The following is a 17,153-nucleotide window of genomic DNA, read 5'->3' on the forward strand; positions in this document are numbered from 1 at the left end:
TAGGTCGTTCTGCTTATTCGATGGCAAAGCCGGAATTGGAAATCACGGGACGCCATTTGGCGACTTCGGCCACGCGCAACTGCTCCAGCGCCTGCGGCGTGCGCGGGTCAGGCTGCAGGGACAGCTCGGCCCATCTGGGCTGCAGCTTGGGGTCCAGCAACGCGTGGTTGACGGCGCGGTTGACGGCGGCAATGGCTTCGGGCGAAGTTCCTTTGCGTGCCCACAGGCTGTACCAGCCGCTGCCTGTGGCCTTGGGGTAGCCAGCTTCGGCAAAGGTCGGCACATCGGGCAGCTCGCGGCTGCGCTGGTTGCCGAAAGTGCCCAGAATGCGCACCTTGCCTTCCTTGTGCAGCGGAGCGAGCTCGCTGGTGGTCTGGATGGCGGAGGCCAGCTGGCCGCTGATCAGATCCGTCATCATGGCCGGACCGCCCTTGTAAGGCACATGCACGATGTTGACGCCGGCTGCTTCGCCCAGCAGCAGGCCGAAGAAATGCGGCAGGCTGCCCACGGCGGGACTGCCGAAGTTGGCTCTCTCGGGATTGGCCTTGAGCCAGGCCACATATTCCTGAATATTGCGCGCCGGGTGCCTGGCGGGGACGGCCAGGCCGAACTGGAAATGCGCGAGCAGACCCACCGGAGAGAAGTCGCGAGCAGGATCGTAGCCGGGCTTTTTGTAGACGATCTGCGAGAGCACCGGGGTGATCAGCGGTGCGATCAGATAGGTGCTGCCGTCGCTGGGGGCGTTGAGCAGAGTCTGTGCGGCAATCTGGCCGTTGGCGCCGGGCTTGTTGTCCACCACCACATAGTGGCTCCTGCCCAGCTGTGCGGCGATGTTTTCGGCCAGCACGCGTGCCAGCAGATCGATGCCGCCGCCTGCGCCAAAGCCCACCAGAATGCGGCTGGATTGAGGAACGGCGGAGATCTCGGCGGCCTTGGCCAGAGAGTTCAAGGAGAAGCCGGCGGAGCTGGCGGCGAGCAGCGATTGCTGAAGAAAGAGGCGGCGGGAATGCATGGCTGGAGATCACAAAAGTGCGGCGCGTTGGCCAGTCCAGTCATTCTCAAAAAATCTCTATAAAAAGAAAAATAATAAAAATTGGTTTTTAAATAACCAATACATCTTATTTCAAATCATGATTTGCTGATGCCGAAACGTTGTACCAGCGTCCATGCCGTGACCGCCGTGCAAGCCGACCAGAACCAGATGCCGAAAGCCAGCGGCATGGTGGAATCCGCATCCAGATTCAGTCCCAGCCAATGTCCCATGGCAAACGCCATCAGCATCATCACCAGACCGTTGATGGCCGAGGCCGTGCCCGCTGCCTGGGGGAAGGGTGCGATGGCATTGCTTTGTCCGCAGGGCATGTGAATGCCGTGGGCGATCTGGTAGAGACAGAAGGGCAGGGCATAGGCCCAGATGCTGCGCAGATCGGCCAGGGCCGCCAGGCCCATGAGGGAGCCTGCCGTCAGCGACAACACCCCCGCCACGGCCACGGTGCGCTGCACGCTCATGCTGCGCAGCAGACGGCGGCAGGCGAAGGTGCCGGCGATATAGCACAGCGCGTTGCCGCCCAGCATCAGCCCGTATTGCGTGCGCTCCATATGCAGCACGTTGATGTAGGTGAACGAAGAGGCCGCCAGATTGGTGAACAGGCCTGCATAGCTGAAGCAGGTCAGCAGGTTGTAGGCCTGGAACATGGGGTTGCGCACAATGCGCGACCAGGTGCGCAGCAGATTGCCCGCTTGCAGCGCCTGCGGGTTGCGCTGGGGAATCGACTCCCTGAAGCGCAGCACCACCAGCAGCCAGGCCAGGCAGCCCATGAAGGCCTGGGCCAGCATGGTGGAACGCCAGCCCAGCCAGCCCACGAGCAAGCTGCCACTGATGGGGGCCAGAAAGGCCAGCACGCCCAGGCCTGTCAGCGCCTTGGACATGACTTGCGCGCCCATATGCGGTGCGTAGAGATCGCGGACCACGGCACGCGCGCACATCACGCCGGCGCCCAGGGCGGCGCCTTGCAGGCTGCGCCAGGCAATCAAGGCCTCCATGCTCTGGGCACTGGCGCAGCCCAGAGCGGCGATCACATAGCCGCTGATGCCCAGCAGCAAGACCGGGCGGCGGCCCAGCCGGTCCGACAGAGGGCCCCAGAAAATCTGCGAGCAGCCAAAGGCCAGCAAAAAGCCGGTCAGTGTCAGCTGGGCCTGCGAGACATGGGCGCCGAAACCTTGCTGCAGCTGAGGCAGGGCGGGCAGATAGAGATCGGTTGCCAGCGGTTGCAGACCCAGCAGCAGCCCCAGTGTGAGAATCACAAAGACTGCAGATTCAGGAGCACTCTTCGCTTTCTCATCAAGGGATTGAGCGGGATTTGGCTTTGATTTCAGGGCAGGCGGCGCAGACATAGCCAGACAGACTATCAGAACCTGTCCATTGGTACGTATGCTGACGAGACAGTATGTGGCGATGTCGCTCAGCGCGGACTCAGGCCGAACAGCTCATGCAGCGCCTGGCGGTATTGCGCCAGCGCCTTGGACTGGGTGTTGTGGTGGCTGGCGCCCTCGACCAGGATCAGCCGTTTGGGCTCGCGCGCCGCGTCGAACAGTTGCTGGCCCAGCCGGGCCGGAATCAGCGGGTCGGCCGTGCCATGCACGACCAGCAGCGGCGAGCCGATGTCCGCCACGGTGTCGACCGAGTTGAAGCGCTGCGTGATCAACCAGTTCACGGGCAGCCAGCCCCAGCGCATGGAGTCGAACACATCGGGAATGCTGGTGAAGGTGGACTCGACCAGCACCCCGCTTTCATCCTTGACGGAGCTGGCCAGATCAATAGCAACGGCGCCGCCCAGCGAGTGGCCGAAGATATAGCGCGGCCTGCCTGCGGCCTGTCGGCCCAGCCAGTCCCAGGCGGCACGGGCATCCTCGGCGGCCGAGGCCTGCGAGGGCAGGGCCGGGCTGCTCTTGCCAAAGCCGCGGTAGTCCACGGCCAGCACCGAAAAGCCCATGGCCTGCAGGCGCCGTATGCGTGGCGAGGAGCCCGTCACATTCCAGCGCGCTCCATGCAGAAACAGCAGCAGGGGAGCGCGTGCATCGCTGGATGGCATCCAGAGGGCATGCAGCCTGGCGGCGCTGCCGTCGCGGCTGCGAAAGTCTATCCATCGCTCCTGCATGCTGGCCGTGTTGGCTCCGGGCCAGCTGCGGTCGCTGGGCTGAAAAATCCAGACCCGCTGCCTGGCATCGAGCTCGCGCATGCCCCAGCTCGCGAGCACCAGCAGCAAGGCCAGACCGAGTGCTGCCGCGATGCGGCGCGGGCTCCAGAAGCGTGAGGTCTTGGGCATGGAAGAAGAGCGACGGAAGAGGGCGGCTGTCAAGTGCTGTGCAAGTATGGCTGTCTGACCTGCCCCCAGTCATCTGGAGTGCATGAATTGGCGATATTCTTGCGGGTGTTTCAAGCCGCAAATGCATAGCTGGTTACGCAGAGTTTGCGAGCGTTTGAAGCCTGTTTGAAGGATTAGTTCACTATGTCGATCTGCCTGGGCCTTGCCGCCAACAAACTCCACCACCAAACCGAGGATGCCGCGCTGTTTGCCCTGCTGCGCGCCTGCGAGGCCGGAATTCGCGAGCTCAAGCTGGGCTTCCATACCGTGGGCCGCACCTATGACGCCATCACGGCGGCCAGCATGCTCCAGGGCTACAAAGGCCTGGTGCGCTATCCCTATGGCCGCGAGGGCGGGCTCATGAGGCTGGTGGCCGAGGTGGTGGGCATGGAGGGTGACGAGCGCACTCTCGACGGCGCCATCTATCTGATGGACCCGGTGGACCCTTCGTCCATCTTTCCCGAAGCCCTGGCCTTGAAGCGCCAGTGCGTGATCCACGGCAAGCCTTTTCTTTCCACGGTTGCCTCCACGCGCGACTGGATCGAGATGGAGCGCATTCACGCCGGCCTGGCGCGCGACCGCAATGCCGACCGCTTTCACGACTATGAGAACCAGACGCTGGCGCTGATTGCCCACGATGCCATGAAGCCCACCATGCTGGACTTTGCAGCACACAACTTCGAGTTGCTCAGCCGCTATCGCCGCCGCGTGGGTACGGGCACCACGGGTCAGAAACTCAACGAAATGGCCTGGAGCAAGGGCTGGCCAGCTGACAAGCCCTGGGTGGACCGCTACAACAGCGGCCCGCTGGGCGGTGATGCGCAGATTGCCGATCTGGTTCTGGAAAAGCGCTGCCACCGCGCCATCTTCTTTGAAGACCCGCATGTGGCACGTCAGCACGAAGCCGATATCCAGCTGCTGGAGCGCGCCGTGACCACGGTTACGCACGATGCGGTCTGCAGCACCTCGCCCCAGGTGGCGCAGCGCTGGTGCGATGCGGCCGTCAAGCGCGCAGGCTGAGGCGGGGTGCTGAGCGCTACTGGCGGTTGCGGTAGCGCTTGAGCTCGGCCTGCAGCCAGCTGGCGCTGGCTTCGGCCTCCTTGCCGCTGCAGCGCACCTGGTAGGGCTTGTGGCTGATGCTGCTCTCCGTGCCTGCGCGGGCAATGAAGTCCTCGGCCGTCGCCACCCAGCCCTTTTTGAGCAGATAGTCGTATTTGCCGCGCAGATGTTCGGCGGCCTTGGTGCTGTCATGCCAGCTGCCATTGCGCTGGAACTCGCAACCCGAGGCTTTGAGGTGGCCGATCAGGTACTCGATCTCCTGAGTCGCGGCTGCCGTGGGCGATGCGGCAAGACTCAAGCTGCAGGCTGCACCCAGCAGCAGGGCGGTAACGGTGTGCTTCATGTGGGTTGATCCTACAGAAGAAGATCCGAGTAAAGAACAAAGGCCGCAGCGATGGACTGCGGCCTGGTCTTGGTCGGTCGAAGCCGTGTGCTGCTCAAGGGGCTGGCGTGGCCAGAGGCTTGCCCTTCTCCACGACATACACGCCAATCAGCTTGACCGTGCCATTGCTGGCATTGTGTGCATCATGAATCACACCTGCGGGAACGACAAAGGTTTCGCCGGCCTTGAGCGTGCGCGGCGGCTGGCCGTCGATCAGTAGATCGACCTCGCCCTCGCTGATATAGCTGATCTCGTCGCCAGGGTGGGTGTGGCGGCCCGCGCGTGAGCCTGGGGCGACCTCCACCTTGGCTACCACGGCTTCGCGGCCTGGTACCGAAACATCGGCCTTGCCGACCATGGTCCGGGACAGGCCTCCGGTCTGGGCCGCACCCGGCTGGGGCATACCCGCCTGGGGCCCCCCCGCCTGGGGCGCAGCAGCCTGGGCCAGGGCATTCTGGCTGAACAGCATGAAGGCGCTGCCGCAAAGCAGGGTCGAAAAGCTGGCGCGGTGAATCAAGGACATGAAATTACCCTCCACGGTTTTTACAGAAACAAGTTGTGAAACCTGTCACTTGTACCGGGAAGGAGCGCGGCCATGCCATGGGGGCAGCCCTAGTCGCAGGGGCGCCGAAAACAAACCCGGGCGCGGTGATGCAAGGCCCTGCGGGCAGGAAACCATATGGCGCTGCAGGCCGCCGCTTTAGTTGTCGCCCGTGATCCTCGCGAACTTTACCAGCTCGGCGTATTTATCCATGTCGGTGCGCATCACCTGGGCAAGGCTTTCATTGCCCTTGGCGGGCGGGGTTCCCGCTGCTTCCAGCTTCTGGCGGATGGCCGGATCGGCAAGACCTGTCTGTATCGCTTTTTGCAGCTTGGCCAGCACTTCCGGAGGCAGGCCCTTGGGGGCAGCCAAAGCAAACCAGCCGCTCAGGGCATAGCCCTTGAGCGCGGGGTGTTCTGCCAGCGACGGCACCTCCTTGAGCGTGGCGATGCGGGTGGCTGTGGTTGCGCCAAGAATTTTGATTTTTCCGGACTGCGCCAGCGGGGCGGCAGCGGTTGGCGAGAGGATGGCGAAGTCCAGGTTGCCGCCGCCCAGATCGCTGGTCATGGCGGGAGAGCCCTTGTAGGGGATGTGAACCAGGTAGACACCCGCAGTCTTCTTGATCAGCTCTCCCGAAAAATGCGGCGTCGAGCCAATGCCGGGGCTGCCGTAGCTGTATTTGCCGGGGTTGGCCTTGGCCAGTTTGACGAAGTCATCCACGGTTTTGACAGGAACATGCGCACCGGCCACCCACAGATTGGGGGCCTGGGCGGTCAGGCTCACCGGGGTCAGATCCACAGCCGGATCGTACTTCTGCGCGGCATTCACAAACTTGGTGCCCGCCATTTCGTTGCTGGAGCCGGCCAGCAAGGTGTAGCCGTCGGGCTTGGCCGAGACCACGCGCTGCGCACCCACCACGCCTGCGGCACCTGGCACGTTCTCCACCACGACGGTGGCGTTCAACTGCCTGGCCAGTATGTCCCCGACCACGCGGCCGACCATGTCGACAGAGCCGCCCGGGGCATAGCCAATCACGATGCGGATGGGCTTGCTGGGATAGACATCCTGTGCCTGCACCGCGCCTGCGAACAGGCTGGTCATGGCACAGGCAATGCAAAGTCGGCGGGAAAGAGTGGCGCGGTCTGGATTCATAAGTTCCACAATTATTTGTGGTGAAGGTTGATTCAGTGATTTGTGTTGAATTGCTCAACAAAATTTAATCGATTGTCATGAGATTCAATGTGAATAGGAATCCATGAAAACCAGTGCTTCATATGATTTTTAGCCGGTGCCTCGCGCCGGTAGGGCTGGCTGAACCAGCTGCAGGGCGCACTGCCGAGCTTGAAAGTCCGATTTCGCTGCAGTGTTGGCTGGCGGGGGCAATCAGCCCGTTGCAGTCAATCAATGATCGATATTCCTGCTTATAGTCAGTGGCAAGGCCTGCCCAGCGCATACCATGCAACGGCGCGTTCTCCGCGGCAGCCAGCCAACCGGGCACAGATCCGGCTCACAAGCGTTTCAGTTGAATCGTCAGGGAGTCTCAGATGCAGGAACAGAACCGCGTTGCCGCCTGGCACGCGTTGGCTACCGATACCGTACTCGCTCAATTGCAATCGACTGCCGCCGGGCTGAGCTCTGGAGAGGCCCGCGAGCGCTTGCAGCAGCAAGGGCCCAATGCCCTGCCTGCTGCCGCTTCGCGCAGCATGCTGGCGCGCTTTCTGTCGCAGTTCAACAATTTGCTGATCTATGTGCTGCTGGGCTCGGCCGTGGTCACCGCCTTGCTGCAGCATTGGGTCGATACGGGGGTCATCCTCGCGGTGGTGCTGATCAATGCGGTCTTCGGATTCGTGCAGGAAGGTCGTGCCGAGAAGGCACTGGACGCCGTGAAGGCCATGGTTTCCAGTCGCGCCAATGTGCTGCGCGATGGCTTGCGCATGGCGGTGCCGGCCGAGGAACTTGTCGCCGGCGACTGCGTGCTGCTTGAGGCTGGCGATCGCGTCCCGGCCGATCTGCGCCTGCTGCGCGCCAGCAGCCTGAAGCTGGACGAGGCCATGCTGACGGGGGAATCGGTGGCCGTCGACAAGTCGGCCGATCCGGTGGCTGTCGATGCCGCTCTCGGCGACCGCTTTTCCATGGCCTACTCCGGCACCCTGGTTGCCGCGGGGCAAGGCCTGGGCGTGGTGGTGGCCACGGGCCCGCGTACCGAGCTGGGCCTGATCAGCACCATGCTGGGTTCGGTGCAGACGCTGGCCACCCCGCTGACGCGGCTGATGGACCGTTTCGCGCGCCAGCTCACCATCACCATACTGAGCCTGTCCGCGCTGATGTTCTGCTTTGCGCTGTGGGTGCGCGACTACGACACCGCCGATGCCTTTATCGCTGTGGTGGGCATTGCCGTATCGGCCATCCCCGAAGGCCTGCCCGTGGTCATGACCATAGCGCTGGCCATTGGCGTGCAGCGCATGGCCGCACGCTATGCCATCGTGCGCAGTCTGCCGGCGGTTGAAACACTGGGCGCCGTCTCGGTCATCTGCTCCGACAAGACCGGCACATTGACACGCAACGAAATGAGCGTGCGCGCCGTGGTGCTGCCCGGTTCCCGCTTCGACATAGAAGGCGAGGGCTATGCGCCCCAGGGGCGTTTCACCCTGGCGGGCGAGGAGATCGAGTCTGCGCTGCATCCGCAACTGCTGCACTTCGCCACGGGCGCGGCACTTTGCAACGACGCCCATGTAAGACATGCCGAAGGTACGGCCTGGACAGTCGAAGGCGATCCCATGGAAGGCGCGCTGGTGACGCTGGCCACGCGCGCCGGTCTGGATGTGGAGCGCCTGCGTCAGGACTGGCGCCGACTCGACGAAGTTCCCTTTGATGCCGTCCACCGCTACATGGCCACTCTGCACCGCCCCGTTGATGCTCCAGCCGTGGTTTTCGTCAAAGGGGCTCCGGAGCAGGTTCTTGCCATGTGCCGCGACCAGCAGGGCGCTGAAGGCGTGCAGGCGCTGGATGCAGCCTATTGGCTGGAGCAGGTCGATGCCCTGGCGGCCAAAGGCTATCGCGTGCTGGGTCTGGCCAGCTTCGCGCCCGAGGATGCCAAGGACAGGGTGGACATGGCCGACGTCAGGGATCTGACCCTGCTTGGCGTGCTGGGCATGATAGATCCGCCGCGAGAATCGGCAAAGGAGGCCGTGCGCGAATGCCGCAGCGCCGGAATTGCCGTGAAGATGATCACCGGCGACCATGCGGCCACCGCTGCCGCCATCGCCAGGGAACTGGCGCTGGCCGACACCATCCGAGTTACTTCAGGCCATGAGCTGGACGGGCTCAACGATGCCCAACTGATCGACGTGGCCAGAGCCTCCACGGTATTCGCCCGTACCAGTCCGGAACACAAGCTGCGCCTGGTGCAGGCCCTGCAGGCAGATCGCAGCGTCATCGCCATGACTGGTGACGGCGTCAACGACGCACCGGCACTCAAGCGCGCCGACATCGGTGTGGCCATGGGCATCACCGGCACGGCTGCCGCCAAGGAGGCCGCAGGCATGGTGCTGGCCGACGACAACTTCGCCACCATCGTCGCCGCCGTCAAGGAAGGGCGCACCGTCTACGAAAACCTGCGCAAGGTCATTGCCTGGACCTTGCCGACCAACGGCGGTCAGGCGATTGTCATCGTCGCGGCGATTCTGCTGGGCCTGTCCCTGCCCGTCACTCCGGTGCAGATTCTCTGGGTCAATCTGGTCACCGCCGTGGCCCTGGGCCTGACGCTGGCCTTCGAGCCGCCCGAGCCCACGCTGATGCAGCGCAAGCCGCGCTCGCCGGACGAGCAACTGCTGCAGCCCTATCTGCTGTGGCGCGTCGCCCTGGTCTCGCTGCTGTTCGCGCTGGGCTGCTTCGGCATGTTCGAGTGGTCGCTGCGCCGCGGTGACTCGGTCGAACTGGCTCGCACCATCGTGGTCAATGCGCTGGTGATCATGGAGATCTTCTATCTGTTCAGCGTGCGCTACACGCAGGGAACCTCGCTGAGCCTGCGCGGCGTCCTGGGCACCCCGGCGGTGCTGCTGGGCGTGGCCGGCGTCACCCTGGTGCAACTGCTGTTCACCTACACCCCGCCCATGCAGGCACTGTTCGACAGCCGTCCTGTCGACCTGGCGGCCGGACTGCTGGCAATAGGGCTGGGTGTTGCCCTGCTGCTGTTGCTGGAGGTCGAGAAGTTATTGATACGCTGGATGAGACTGGGCGTGCGGGCCTAGAGCGCTGTGCGCGCAGGTATTCAAGCAGCCGTTTCATCACCTGGCCGAGGGCATGAAAAAAGGCCCCGAAGGGCCTTTCCTGCGAGTGACGAGCGCCTGACGCTCAGATCACGCCTTGTGCCAGCATGGCGTCGGCCACCTTCACAAAGCCGGCGATGTTGGCGCCGTCGATGTAGCTGATGGTGCCGTCTTCGCGCTTGCCGTGCTTCACGCAAGCAGCGTGGATGCTTTGCATGATTTGCAGCAGACGGGCGTCCACTTCCTCAGCGGGCCAGGACAGGCGGGCCGAGTTTTGCGACATTTCCAGACCCGAAGTGGCCACGCCACCGGCGTTGGATGCCTTGCCGGGGGCGTACAGCACGCCGGCAGCTTCGAAGGCGCGGGCGGCTTCGTTGGTGGAGGGCATGTTGGCGCCTTCAGCCACGCACAGCACGCCGTTGACGATCAGGGTCTTGGCATCGGCTTCGTTCAGTTCATTCTGAGTGGCGCAAGGCAGGGCCACGTCCACCTTGATGGACCAGGGGCTCTTGCCGGCCAGGAATTCCACGCCGGAAACCAGCTTGGCGTAGTCGCTGACGCGGCCGTACTTGTGGTTCTTCACGTCCATCAGGATGGCCAGCTTTTCGGTGGTGAAACCTGCAGCGTCGTACACGGTGCCCGAGGAGTCGGACACGGTCACGACCTTGGCGCCCAGCTCCATGGCCTTTTCCACGGCGTACTGAGCCACATTGCCCGAACCGGACACGGACACGGTCTTGCCTTCAAAGGACTGGCCGCGAGTGGCCAGCATTTCACGGGCGAAGTAGACGGTGCCGTAGCCGGTGGCTTCGGGGCGGATCAGCGAGCCGCCGAAGGACAGGCCCTTGCCCGTGAACACGGAAGCCGCAGTGTTCGACAGCTTCTTGTACATGCCGGCCATGTAGCCCACTTCACGGCCGCCCACGCCGATGTCGCCTGCGGGCACATCGGTGTCGGGACCCACGTGGCGGAACAGCTCGGACACGAAAGCCTGGCAAAAGCGCATGACTTCGGCAGGGCTCTTGCCCTTGGGGTCGAAGTCGGAGCCGCCCTTGCCGCCGCCCATGGGCAGCGTGGTCAGTGCGTTCTTGAAGGTCTGCTCGAAAGCCAGGAACTTCAGCACGGACTGGTTGACCGAGGGGTGGAAGCGCAGACCGCCCTTGAAGGGGCCGATGGCCATGCTGTGCTGGATGCGGAAGCCGCGGTTCACCTGCACCTGGCCCTTGTCGTCAGTCCAGCTCACGCGGAACTGGATGATGCGCTCGGGCTCGACCAGGCGCTCCAGCAGGGCGTGCTCGGCGTACTTGGGATTCTTCTCGATGAAGGGCCACAGGCTTTCCATCACTTCGGTGACGGCTTGCAGGAATTCGGGCTGACCGGGGTTGCGTTGTGCCACTTCTTCCAGGAATTGGCCTACGGACTCGTACTTCATAGAGAACTTTCTGACAGGGACAGAGGAATGCGCTGAAACTCGCGAAACCAAAATTATGCCAAAAAGTTATGCCGTCATGCATGGATTCGGTGCATGAGAGCGCAATTCTGGTGCGCTCATGCCCGAATTTGGAACATTGCTGCCGTATTTATTCTTAGTTTTCAGGCACTTGGATGGTGCATTTGAAGTAAAGGATTTTTCATTCCGGTGTCGTAAAAACATTTTTGCGGCCTGTCGCACAAGTGTTTTCGTTGCGTGATGGCCGGCCTCATGCGTTCGCCCTGTCTTATCTGTGTTAGCACCACTGTGGTGCATGTGATTTCAGGCACGGAATCTGCGGTTGTGAAATTTTTTTTTCATCACGGCAGTCACATGAGTCTGGGGATGGCCTCTTTCACCAAGCATCGGGGCTGGGTAAACATGGATTTGAAAAAATGTTTTCATAACTTTAAATATGAAAAATTAATTTCAAACCCGGCTTACCGGCCCAGCGCCTGGGCGGTCATCAGCACACAGGAGATGGATATGGCAGGTGAGATCCCCGTGACGCCCTCGGCGTCAGGCAAAGCCAGTGCGGCGCAGATGCAGCAACTGGAAAATGCGCTCAACCAGATCGGCGTGACGCGCTCGCACAAAAGCATCATCTTTCTGGTGGTCTGCGGCGTGCTCTTCGATGTGTTCGAACAGAACGCGGTCGGCCTGGTCGGCCCCCTGCTGCGCCAGCAATGGGGGCTGGATGCGACGGACATTGCCTTTCTCAACACCATCACTTTCTTTGCCGCCGCCATGGGGCGTCTGCTGTCGGGCTACCTGGCCGATCGCATGGGACGGCGCTTCATGCTCAATGTGAACCTGGCGCTGTTCACGCTGGGAGCCGTCGGCTGCGCACTGGCGCCCGATTACGCTTTCCTGGCCGTGGCGCGTGCCATCGTGGGCTTTGGTCTGGGCGGAGAAATCACCACGGCCGTGACCATGCTGGCGGAGTTCTGCTCGGCCCGCTTTCGCGGCACGGCAGTCGGTCTCATCAATGTGGGCGGCGGCGGTCTGGGCAATATGCTGGCGCCGGCATTTGCGCTGGGCGTGTTCACGCTGTTCCCGGGCGATGATTCCTGGCGCTGGCTGTTCGGTTGCCTGGTCATGCCGGCCATCTTCATCGTGTTCTACCGCCGCTTCGTGCCGGAGACGCCGCGCTTTCTGCTCTCCAAGGGACGGGTCGAGGAAGCCAATCAGGTGCTGAGCATGCTGGCGGCCGGCAAGCTGGCCAATGCGCAGTACGAGTTGCGCGAGTTCATCACCCCAGGCAGCGCACAAGAGCAGACGGCTGCCGCTCAGACCGTGCAGCGCAGCTCCTTCACCGACATCTTCAGGGGCGGCTATGCGCGGCGCACGCTTGCCGTGGGCGTGGCTTCGTGGATGACGTTTGGCGCGCAGCTCTCGGTGCTCACGCTGATGCCGACGATTCTGGTCGCCCAGGGCTATTCCATCACCAAGAGCTTCAGCTTCACCATCGTCATGCAGATGGGCAGTCTGCTTGGGGCGATCGCGGCATCGACCATGGGCTATTACTTTCCGCGCAAGCGGGTGCTGACGGTAGGGGCGATTGCTGCCTGTCTGGCGGGGCTGGCGTTCGGCAACTTCACCGATAGCGTGGCCATGATCCTGGTCTGCGGTGCGCTGTTCCAGTTCTGCGTGCTGACGCTCAACACCTCCATCTGGATCTTTGCGCCCGAGCTCTACCCCACGCGCATCCGGGCGCTGGGAACCTCTTTCCTGCTGGCGCTGGGCACGATTGGCGGCGCTATGTCCCAGGTGCTGGCGGGCAAGATGTTCGACCTGCACGGCGTCTCCGGAATGTTCGGCATGATCGCGGCCATGTATTTCATCTTTGCGATTGCCGTGCAGTTTGCCCCCGAGACCTTTGGCCGCTCCATCGAGGAAGGCGCGGGCGGAGAATCCCATGCCGAGCAGGAGTCTGCCGCTGCAGGCGTGGTCGCTGCTGGCCAGGAGCGCACGGCATGAAGGCTGGCATGCATATTCTGCTGATCAACCCCAATACCTCGCAGCAGACCACGGCGCTGATGCTCAGACAGGCGCGGGCCTGTCTGCCGCCCGGCGTGCTGCTGCACGGCGCGACGGCCGGGCGGGGTGCGGCCATGATTACCGACGAGGCGGGACTGAAGATCGCCGAGCAGGAGGTGCTGCGGCTGGGCCTGGGCTTTGCCCAGGGCGATGACAGCCAGGCCGGTCGGGCCATCATCGTGGCCGCCTTCGGCAATCCGGGGCTGGAGTTGTTGAGAGCGGCACTGCCGCAGCAGGTTGCCGCCTTTGGCATAGGCGAAGCCGCCATGCGGCAGGCAGCGCGGGATGAGCTGGGCCTGCCGCGCCGCTTTGGCATTGCGACGACCACGCCGGGGCTGGAGGCTTCGATTGCCGCCTCGGTCGCGGCGCTGGGCCTGACGCCTTGGTTCTGCGGCACCCGCATTGCCCAGGGCGAGCCGCTGGTGCTGGCCGCGGACCCGGCCTTGCAGTGCGAGCGCCTGGGCGATGCCGTGGCCCAATGCGTGCAGCGCGATGGCGCGCAGGCCGTGGTGATCGGCGGTGGCCCGTTGTCCGAAGCCGCGCTGTGGCTGGCGCCGCGCTTTGAGGTGCCGGTGCTGTCGCCCGTGGTGGCCGCGATGCAGGCGGCGCTGGCCGGCCTGTCGTTCGCCGTCGCTAGCTGATTGCTATTGATTCAAGAGCTTATTCCGCCAGTCATTCATGTGTTTCAGATTGAAAGGTATCTGAAATCTATGAATAACAAGCGCAACAAGCTTTTGATTTCATAGCATCTCGTCCAGCGCATCGTGGCTGGTCTCGATGGCCGCCATATGTCTGCGCCCCGGCTGGCCGCTTTGCTGCAAGGTGGCCGTGGCAATCAGGTGGCAGAGCATGAAAAGCGCCGTGTGATTGTCCAGCGGTCCCGGGGCCGAGGTCTGCACGCGCAGCAGCCAGTCCGCCTCGGGGGCCGGGCTGGCATGGTCGGTGATGCAGATCAGGTGGGCACCCAACAGCCTGGCCTGGCGCGCGAACTCGCTGACCACGCGCACGCTGCGGCGCAGGGCAAAGATCACCACAACATCGTTTTCGCCGATCTGGGCCGCGTATTCGCCCAGGGTCTCGCCGGCGCCGGGAATGACCTGGCTGGGCATCTCGAGTGCCTGCAGCAACTGCCAGCGCAGATAGGCGGCAAAGTTGCGGTTCTGGCGATAGCCGACAAAGAACAGCTGGCGCGCGCCGATCAGGGCCAGGGCGATGTCCTCCAACTGCTGTGCCGAGATCTGTCCTATGGTGACAGCCAGATTCTCCGAGGCCTGGCGCAGATGGGTGGCAATCACATCCGCCGTGGGCCGGCCCTGGGCCGATGCGGCAGCCAGAAACAGTGGTGAGCCGTTATCGCCCTGGGCGCGGGCATGGCGGCGTGCATCCTCGTAGCCCTCATAGCCCAGCCGCTGTATGAAGCGTGTGACCGTGGCATTCGAGACCCCCGTGAGCTTGGCCATCTCGGCCGCCGCATAGCTCGACAGATTGCCGGGAAAATCCAGCAGGAATTCAGCCAGCCGCCGCTCCGAGGGCGGCAGCTGCGGCAGGGCCGCACGCACGCGGGCGATGAAGGAATGGGCTTCGGCGGGTTCCGGGGTGGAGGAGCTGGGGTTCATGACGGCGGATGGCAGGCGGGCCCGCTGATCTGCCGGCCCGCTGTTTTGGTCGATATTTGCAATGTAGCGGCTATTTGGCGGCCATTGCCGAGCTGCCGTCAGCGCCCGCGCAGAAACAGCGCATCCAGCTCCTTCATGCTGAGCTGACGCCAGGTGGGGCGGCCATGGTTGCACTGGTCGGAGCGCTCGGTCACCTCCATCTGGCGCAGCAGCGCATTCATCTCGTCCAGCGTGAGCTTGCGGTTGGCGCGCACCGCGCCGTGGCAGGCCATGGTGGCCAGAATCTCGTTGCGCGCGCGCTGCACCACGGTGCTTGCGTCATGCTGGGCCAGTTCGGCCAGCACGCTGCGCGCCAGCTCCACGGCATCGCCCTGGGCCAGCGTGGCCGGCACGGCGCGCACGGCCAGGGTCTTGGGCGAGAAGGGCGAGACTTCCATGCCCAGGGTCAGCAAGGTCTCTGCATGGGCCTCGGCCGTGGCGACTTCCTCGGGCGTGGCGGCAAAAGTGGCGGGAATCAGCAGCGGCTGGCTGGGAATCTGCTGGTCGCCATTTTCCGTATTCACGGCATTCTTGAGCTGCTCGTAGACGATGCGCTCATGGGCGGCATGCATGTCCACGATGACCATGCCCTGGCTGTTCTCGGCCAGGATATAGACGCCATGCAGCTGGGCCACGGCCCGGCCCAGCGGCCAGACGGGGGTGTTGTCTGCCGCAGCCGTCACGGGTGGTTGCGTTGCTGGCGCTGCGGCATGTTCGGCAGTGTGCGTGGCAGCAGCAGGTTCGACCGGGGCTGCAGCTGCAGCATTGACAACGATCTCCGTAGCGGCTGGCGCTTCCTGCATCTGGGGGGCAGGCGCTTTTCGCTGAAAGTAGCTGGACTGGCCCGAAGGGCGCAGCCTGATGCCTTCGTCCTCGGGCTGAGGCACGGGGCTTGGCATGGCCGTGGTGTTGGTGATCGTGGTCGCGCCGGTGGCCGATTCGGGCGTCGCGGGCGTGGTGTTCGCTGGGGCTGGTGCCGCAGTCGCCATCTGGGGCGCGGGTGCGGCTTCCGCAGTGGCTTCACGCATGGGCTCCCAGAGCTTGGCCAGATCGCGCACGGGGTTGCCGATGGCAGGTTCGCCAAAGCTCATGCGGGTTTGCGGCCAGGCCGGGGCTGCGGCGGGCTTGTTCGCCGATTTGGCAGCCACAGGCGTGGCAGTGCTCTCGTCGATCAGGCCGGGCTGGCGTGCGGCTTCCTGGGCCGCCGCCTCGACCACGGCTGCGGCGCGCGGCGTGGCCAGCGCGTTCTCGATCGCGTGGCGCACCGCCTGGTGGACTTCGCGGCTGTCGCGAAAACGCACCTCGATCTTGGTGGGGTGCACGTTCACATCCACACGCGCGGGGTCGATCTCTATGTAGAGCGCGTAGACCGGCTGTTTGTTGCCATGCAGCACGTCCTCGTAGGCAGAGCGGGCCGCATGTGTCAATACCTTGTCGCGCACAAAGCGGCCATTGACATAGCAGAACTGCTGGTCGGGACGCGAGCGCGCTGCGTCCGGGATGCCGGCGCGGCCTGTGACGTGGACGGGGCCGGCCCAGTGATCGACGGCGACCGAGTTGTCGACAAACTTGTCGTTCAGCACATCGGCCAGGCGGCGCGACAAGGCTTCGTCGGGCGTGCTGCCGGCAGCGCGCCATTGCTCGACGAGCTTGCCTTCATGCCAGATGGCAAAGCCCACATCGGGGCGAGCCAGCGCATGGCGACGCACGGACTCTATGCAATGAGCGAGCTCGGTGGCATCGGTCTTGAGGAATTTGCGGCGCGCGGGCGTGGAGAAGAACAACTCCTTGACCTCTACGGTCGTGCCCTGGTTGCGTGCGGCGGGGCGCAGCTCGCCGCTGCGTGCATCCAGCAGATAGGCCGAGTCCTGACCTGCGGGGCGCGAGAAGATGGAGGTTTCCGATACCGAGGCAATAGCGGCCAGTGCCTCGCCGCGAAAGCCCATGGTGGCCACGGTTTCCAGATCGTGCAGATCGCTGATCTTGCTGGTGGCATGGCGGCGCAGGGCCACGGGCAGCTCGTCGCGCGGGATGCCGCAGCCGTCGTCTTCGACCGCGATCAGGCGCACACCACCGGCCAGCAGGCGCACGGTGATCTGGGCTGCGCCCGAGTCCAGAGCGTTGTCCACCAGTTCGCGCACCACGGAGGCGGGGCGCTCGACCACCTCGCCGGCAGCGATCTGGCTGATCAGCTCGTCGGGCAGGTCGCGAATCGGCCGGCGCACGGGGGCAGCCTGGTCGGCGGTTTCGGTAGGGGAGGGGGAGAGTTCGGGGCTGGTTGCGTTCACGACAACCATTCTAGGCGGCTGTACAAACCGGCCGGGAAGTGAGTTTTTTGAAGGGCGAAAACACAAAGAGCCGCCGGAATATTT

13 protein-coding genes are annotated in these 17,153 nt (G+C 63.8%); 4 read left to right on the plus strand and 9 right to left on the minus strand.

Features of this window, described 5'->3' with window-relative positions; translation table 11 throughout:
• Window positions 1-13 precede the first annotated feature (13 nt).
• The 3 genes from JAO85_RS05170 to JAO85_RS05180 all read right to left on the minus strand — a co-directional run bounded on the left by JAO85_RS05170 (window position 14) and on the right by JAO85_RS05180 (window position 3,326).
• Entirely contained in the window at window positions 14-1,012 is a 999-nt protein-coding gene (locus JAO85_RS05170; protein ID WP_202787614.1) for a tripartite tricarboxylate transporter substrate-binding protein, read from the minus strand.
• Window positions 1,013-1,128: 116 nt separating this feature from the next.
• Window positions 1,129-2,304: a multidrug effflux MFS transporter gene (locus JAO85_RS05175; protein ID WP_039049924.1), complete on the minus strand. Its 1,176-nt coding sequence runs from the start codon at window positions 2,302-2,304 to the stop codon at window positions 1,129-1,131.
• 158 nt (window positions 2,305-2,462) lie between these two features.
• Window positions 2,463-3,326 (minus strand): alpha/beta hydrolase, encoded by an 864-nt coding sequence (locus JAO85_RS05180; protein ID WP_202787662.1) that lies wholly within the window; start codon window positions 3,324-3,326, stop codon window positions 2,463-2,465.
• 183 nt (window positions 3,327-3,509) lie between these two features.
• Here JAO85_RS05180 and JAO85_RS05185 point away from each other — a divergent pair, with 183 nt between their 5' ends.
• The gene (locus tag JAO85_RS05185; protein ID WP_012837335.1) at window positions 3,510-4,385 is read left to right on the plus strand and encodes a methylglyoxal synthase; all 876 of its coding nucleotides are present in this window, start codon (window positions 3,510-3,512) and stop codon (window positions 4,383-4,385) included.
• Window positions 4,386-4,401: 16 nt separating this feature from the next.
• Here JAO85_RS05185 and JAO85_RS05190 read toward each other — a convergent pair whose 3' ends face one another.
• The 3 genes from JAO85_RS05190 to JAO85_RS05200 form a co-directional block, all read right to left on the minus strand.
• Window positions 4,402-4,767, minus strand: coding sequence for a DUF5329 domain-containing protein (locus JAO85_RS05190; RefSeq protein WP_012837336.1), 366 nt, complete (start codon window positions 4,765-4,767; stop codon window positions 4,402-4,404).
• Window positions 4,768-4,861: 94 nt separating this feature from the next.
• Window positions 4,862-5,329: a cupin domain-containing protein gene (locus JAO85_RS05195; RefSeq protein ID WP_202787615.1), complete on the minus strand. Its 468-nt coding sequence runs from the start codon at window positions 5,327-5,329 to the stop codon at window positions 4,862-4,864.
• Between the two features lie 177 nt (window positions 5,330-5,506).
• Window positions 5,507-6,448, minus strand: a complete 942-nt coding sequence (locus JAO85_RS05200) for a tripartite tricarboxylate transporter substrate binding protein (RefSeq protein WP_202787616.1) — start codon at window positions 6,446-6,448, stop codon at window positions 5,507-5,509.
• A gap of 443 nt (window positions 6,449-6,891) precedes the next feature.
• On the opposite strand from JAO85_RS05200, the gene JAO85_RS05205 reads away from it, so the two are divergent.
• Window positions 6,892-9,597: an HAD-IC family P-type ATPase gene (locus tag JAO85_RS05205; protein WP_202787617.1), complete on the plus strand. Its 2,706-nt coding sequence runs from the start codon at window positions 6,892-6,894 to the stop codon at window positions 9,595-9,597.
• Between the two features lie 103 nt (window positions 9,598-9,700).
• On the opposite strand, the gene gdhA is transcribed toward JAO85_RS05205, so the two are convergent.
• The gene (gene gdhA / locus JAO85_RS05210; RefSeq protein WP_202787618.1) at window positions 9,701-11,047 is read right to left on the minus strand and encodes an NADP-specific glutamate dehydrogenase; all 1,347 of its coding nucleotides are present in this window, start codon (window positions 11,045-11,047) and stop codon (window positions 9,701-9,703) included.
• A gap of 525 nt (window positions 11,048-11,572) precedes the next feature.
• Between gdhA and JAO85_RS05215 the strand changes: the two genes are divergently transcribed.
• Together JAO85_RS05215 and JAO85_RS05220 are read left to right on the plus strand one after the other, a co-directional pair.
• On the plus strand, window positions 11,573-13,066 hold the full coding sequence (locus JAO85_RS05215; RefSeq protein ID WP_039049918.1) for an MFS transporter: 1,494 nt from the start codon (window positions 11,573-11,575) through the stop codon (window positions 13,064-13,066).
• Entirely contained in the window at window positions 13,063-13,767 is a 705-nt protein-coding gene (locus JAO85_RS05220) for an aspartate/glutamate racemase family protein (protein ID WP_202787619.1), read from the plus strand. The genes JAO85_RS05215 and JAO85_RS05220 overlap by 4 nt, the downstream gene beginning before the upstream one ends.
• 99 nt (window positions 13,768-13,866) lie before the next feature.
• Here JAO85_RS05220 and JAO85_RS05225 read toward each other — a convergent pair whose 3' ends face one another.
• Together JAO85_RS05225 and mutL are read right to left on the minus strand one after the other, a co-directional pair.
• Window positions 13,867-14,742: a MurR/RpiR family transcriptional regulator gene (locus JAO85_RS05225; RefSeq protein ID WP_039049916.1), complete on the minus strand. Its 876-nt coding sequence runs from the start codon at window positions 14,740-14,742 to the stop codon at window positions 13,867-13,869.
• Between the two features lie 98 nt (window positions 14,743-14,840).
• Complete coding sequence (gene mutL / locus JAO85_RS05230) at window positions 14,841-17,078, minus strand: DNA mismatch repair endonuclease MutL (protein ID WP_202787620.1); 2,238 nt, start codon at window positions 17,076-17,078, stop codon at window positions 14,841-14,843.
• Between the last annotated feature and the right edge of the window lie 75 nt (window positions 17,079-17,153).

It is taken from the genome of Comamonas sp. NyZ500 (assembly GCF_016772095.1).
GTDB lineage: Bacteria > Pseudomonadota > Gammaproteobacteria > Burkholderiales > Burkholderiaceae_C > Comamonas > Comamonas thiooxydans.

What these genes read in the sequence shown, in the direction of transcription:
- JAO85_RS05220 (WP_202787619.1), top strand. Translation starts at nt 13,063, where the DNA reads ATGAAGGCTGGCATGCATATTCTGCTGATCAACCCCAATACCTCGCAG.
- JAO85_RS05190 (WP_012837336.1), bottom strand. Translation starts at nt 4,767, where the DNA reads ATGAAGCACACCGTTACCGCCCTGCTGCTGGGTGCAGCCTGCAGCTTG.
- JAO85_RS05225 (WP_039049916.1), bottom strand. Translation starts at nt 14,742, where the DNA reads ATGAACCCCAGCTCCTCCACCCCGGAACCCGCCGAAGCCCATTCCTTC.
- gdhA (WP_202787618.1), bottom strand. Translation starts at nt 11,047, where the DNA reads ATGAAGTACGAGTCCGTAGGCCAATTCCTGGAAGAAGTGGCACAACGC.
- JAO85_RS05195 (WP_202787615.1), bottom strand. Translation starts at nt 5,329, where the DNA reads ATGTCCTTGATTCACCGCGCCAGCTTTTCGACCCTGCTTTGCGGCAGC.
- JAO85_RS05205 (WP_202787617.1), top strand. Translation starts at nt 6,892, where the DNA reads ATGCAGGAACAGAACCGCGTTGCCGCCTGGCACGCGTTGGCTACCGAT.
- JAO85_RS05200 (WP_202787616.1), bottom strand. Translation starts at nt 6,448, where the DNA reads ATGACCAGCCTGTTCGCAGGCGCGGTGCAGGCACAGGATGTCTATCCC.
- JAO85_RS05215 (WP_039049918.1), top strand. Translation starts at nt 11,573, where the DNA reads ATGGCAGGTGAGATCCCCGTGACGCCCTCGGCGTCAGGCAAAGCCAGT.
- mutL (WP_202787620.1), bottom strand. Translation starts at nt 17,078, where the DNA reads ATGGTTGTCGTGAACGCAACCAGCCCCGAACTCTCCCCCTCCCCTACC.
- JAO85_RS05180 (WP_202787662.1), bottom strand. Translation starts at nt 3,326, where the DNA reads ATGCCCAAGACCTCACGCTTCTGGAGCCCGCGCCGCATCGCGGCAGCA.
- JAO85_RS05170 (WP_202787614.1), bottom strand. Translation starts at nt 1,012, where the DNA reads ATGCATTCCCGCCGCCTCTTTCTTCAGCAATCGCTGCTCGCCGCCAGC.
- JAO85_RS05185 (WP_012837335.1), top strand. Translation starts at nt 3,510, where the DNA reads ATGTCGATCTGCCTGGGCCTTGCCGCCAACAAACTCCACCACCAAACC.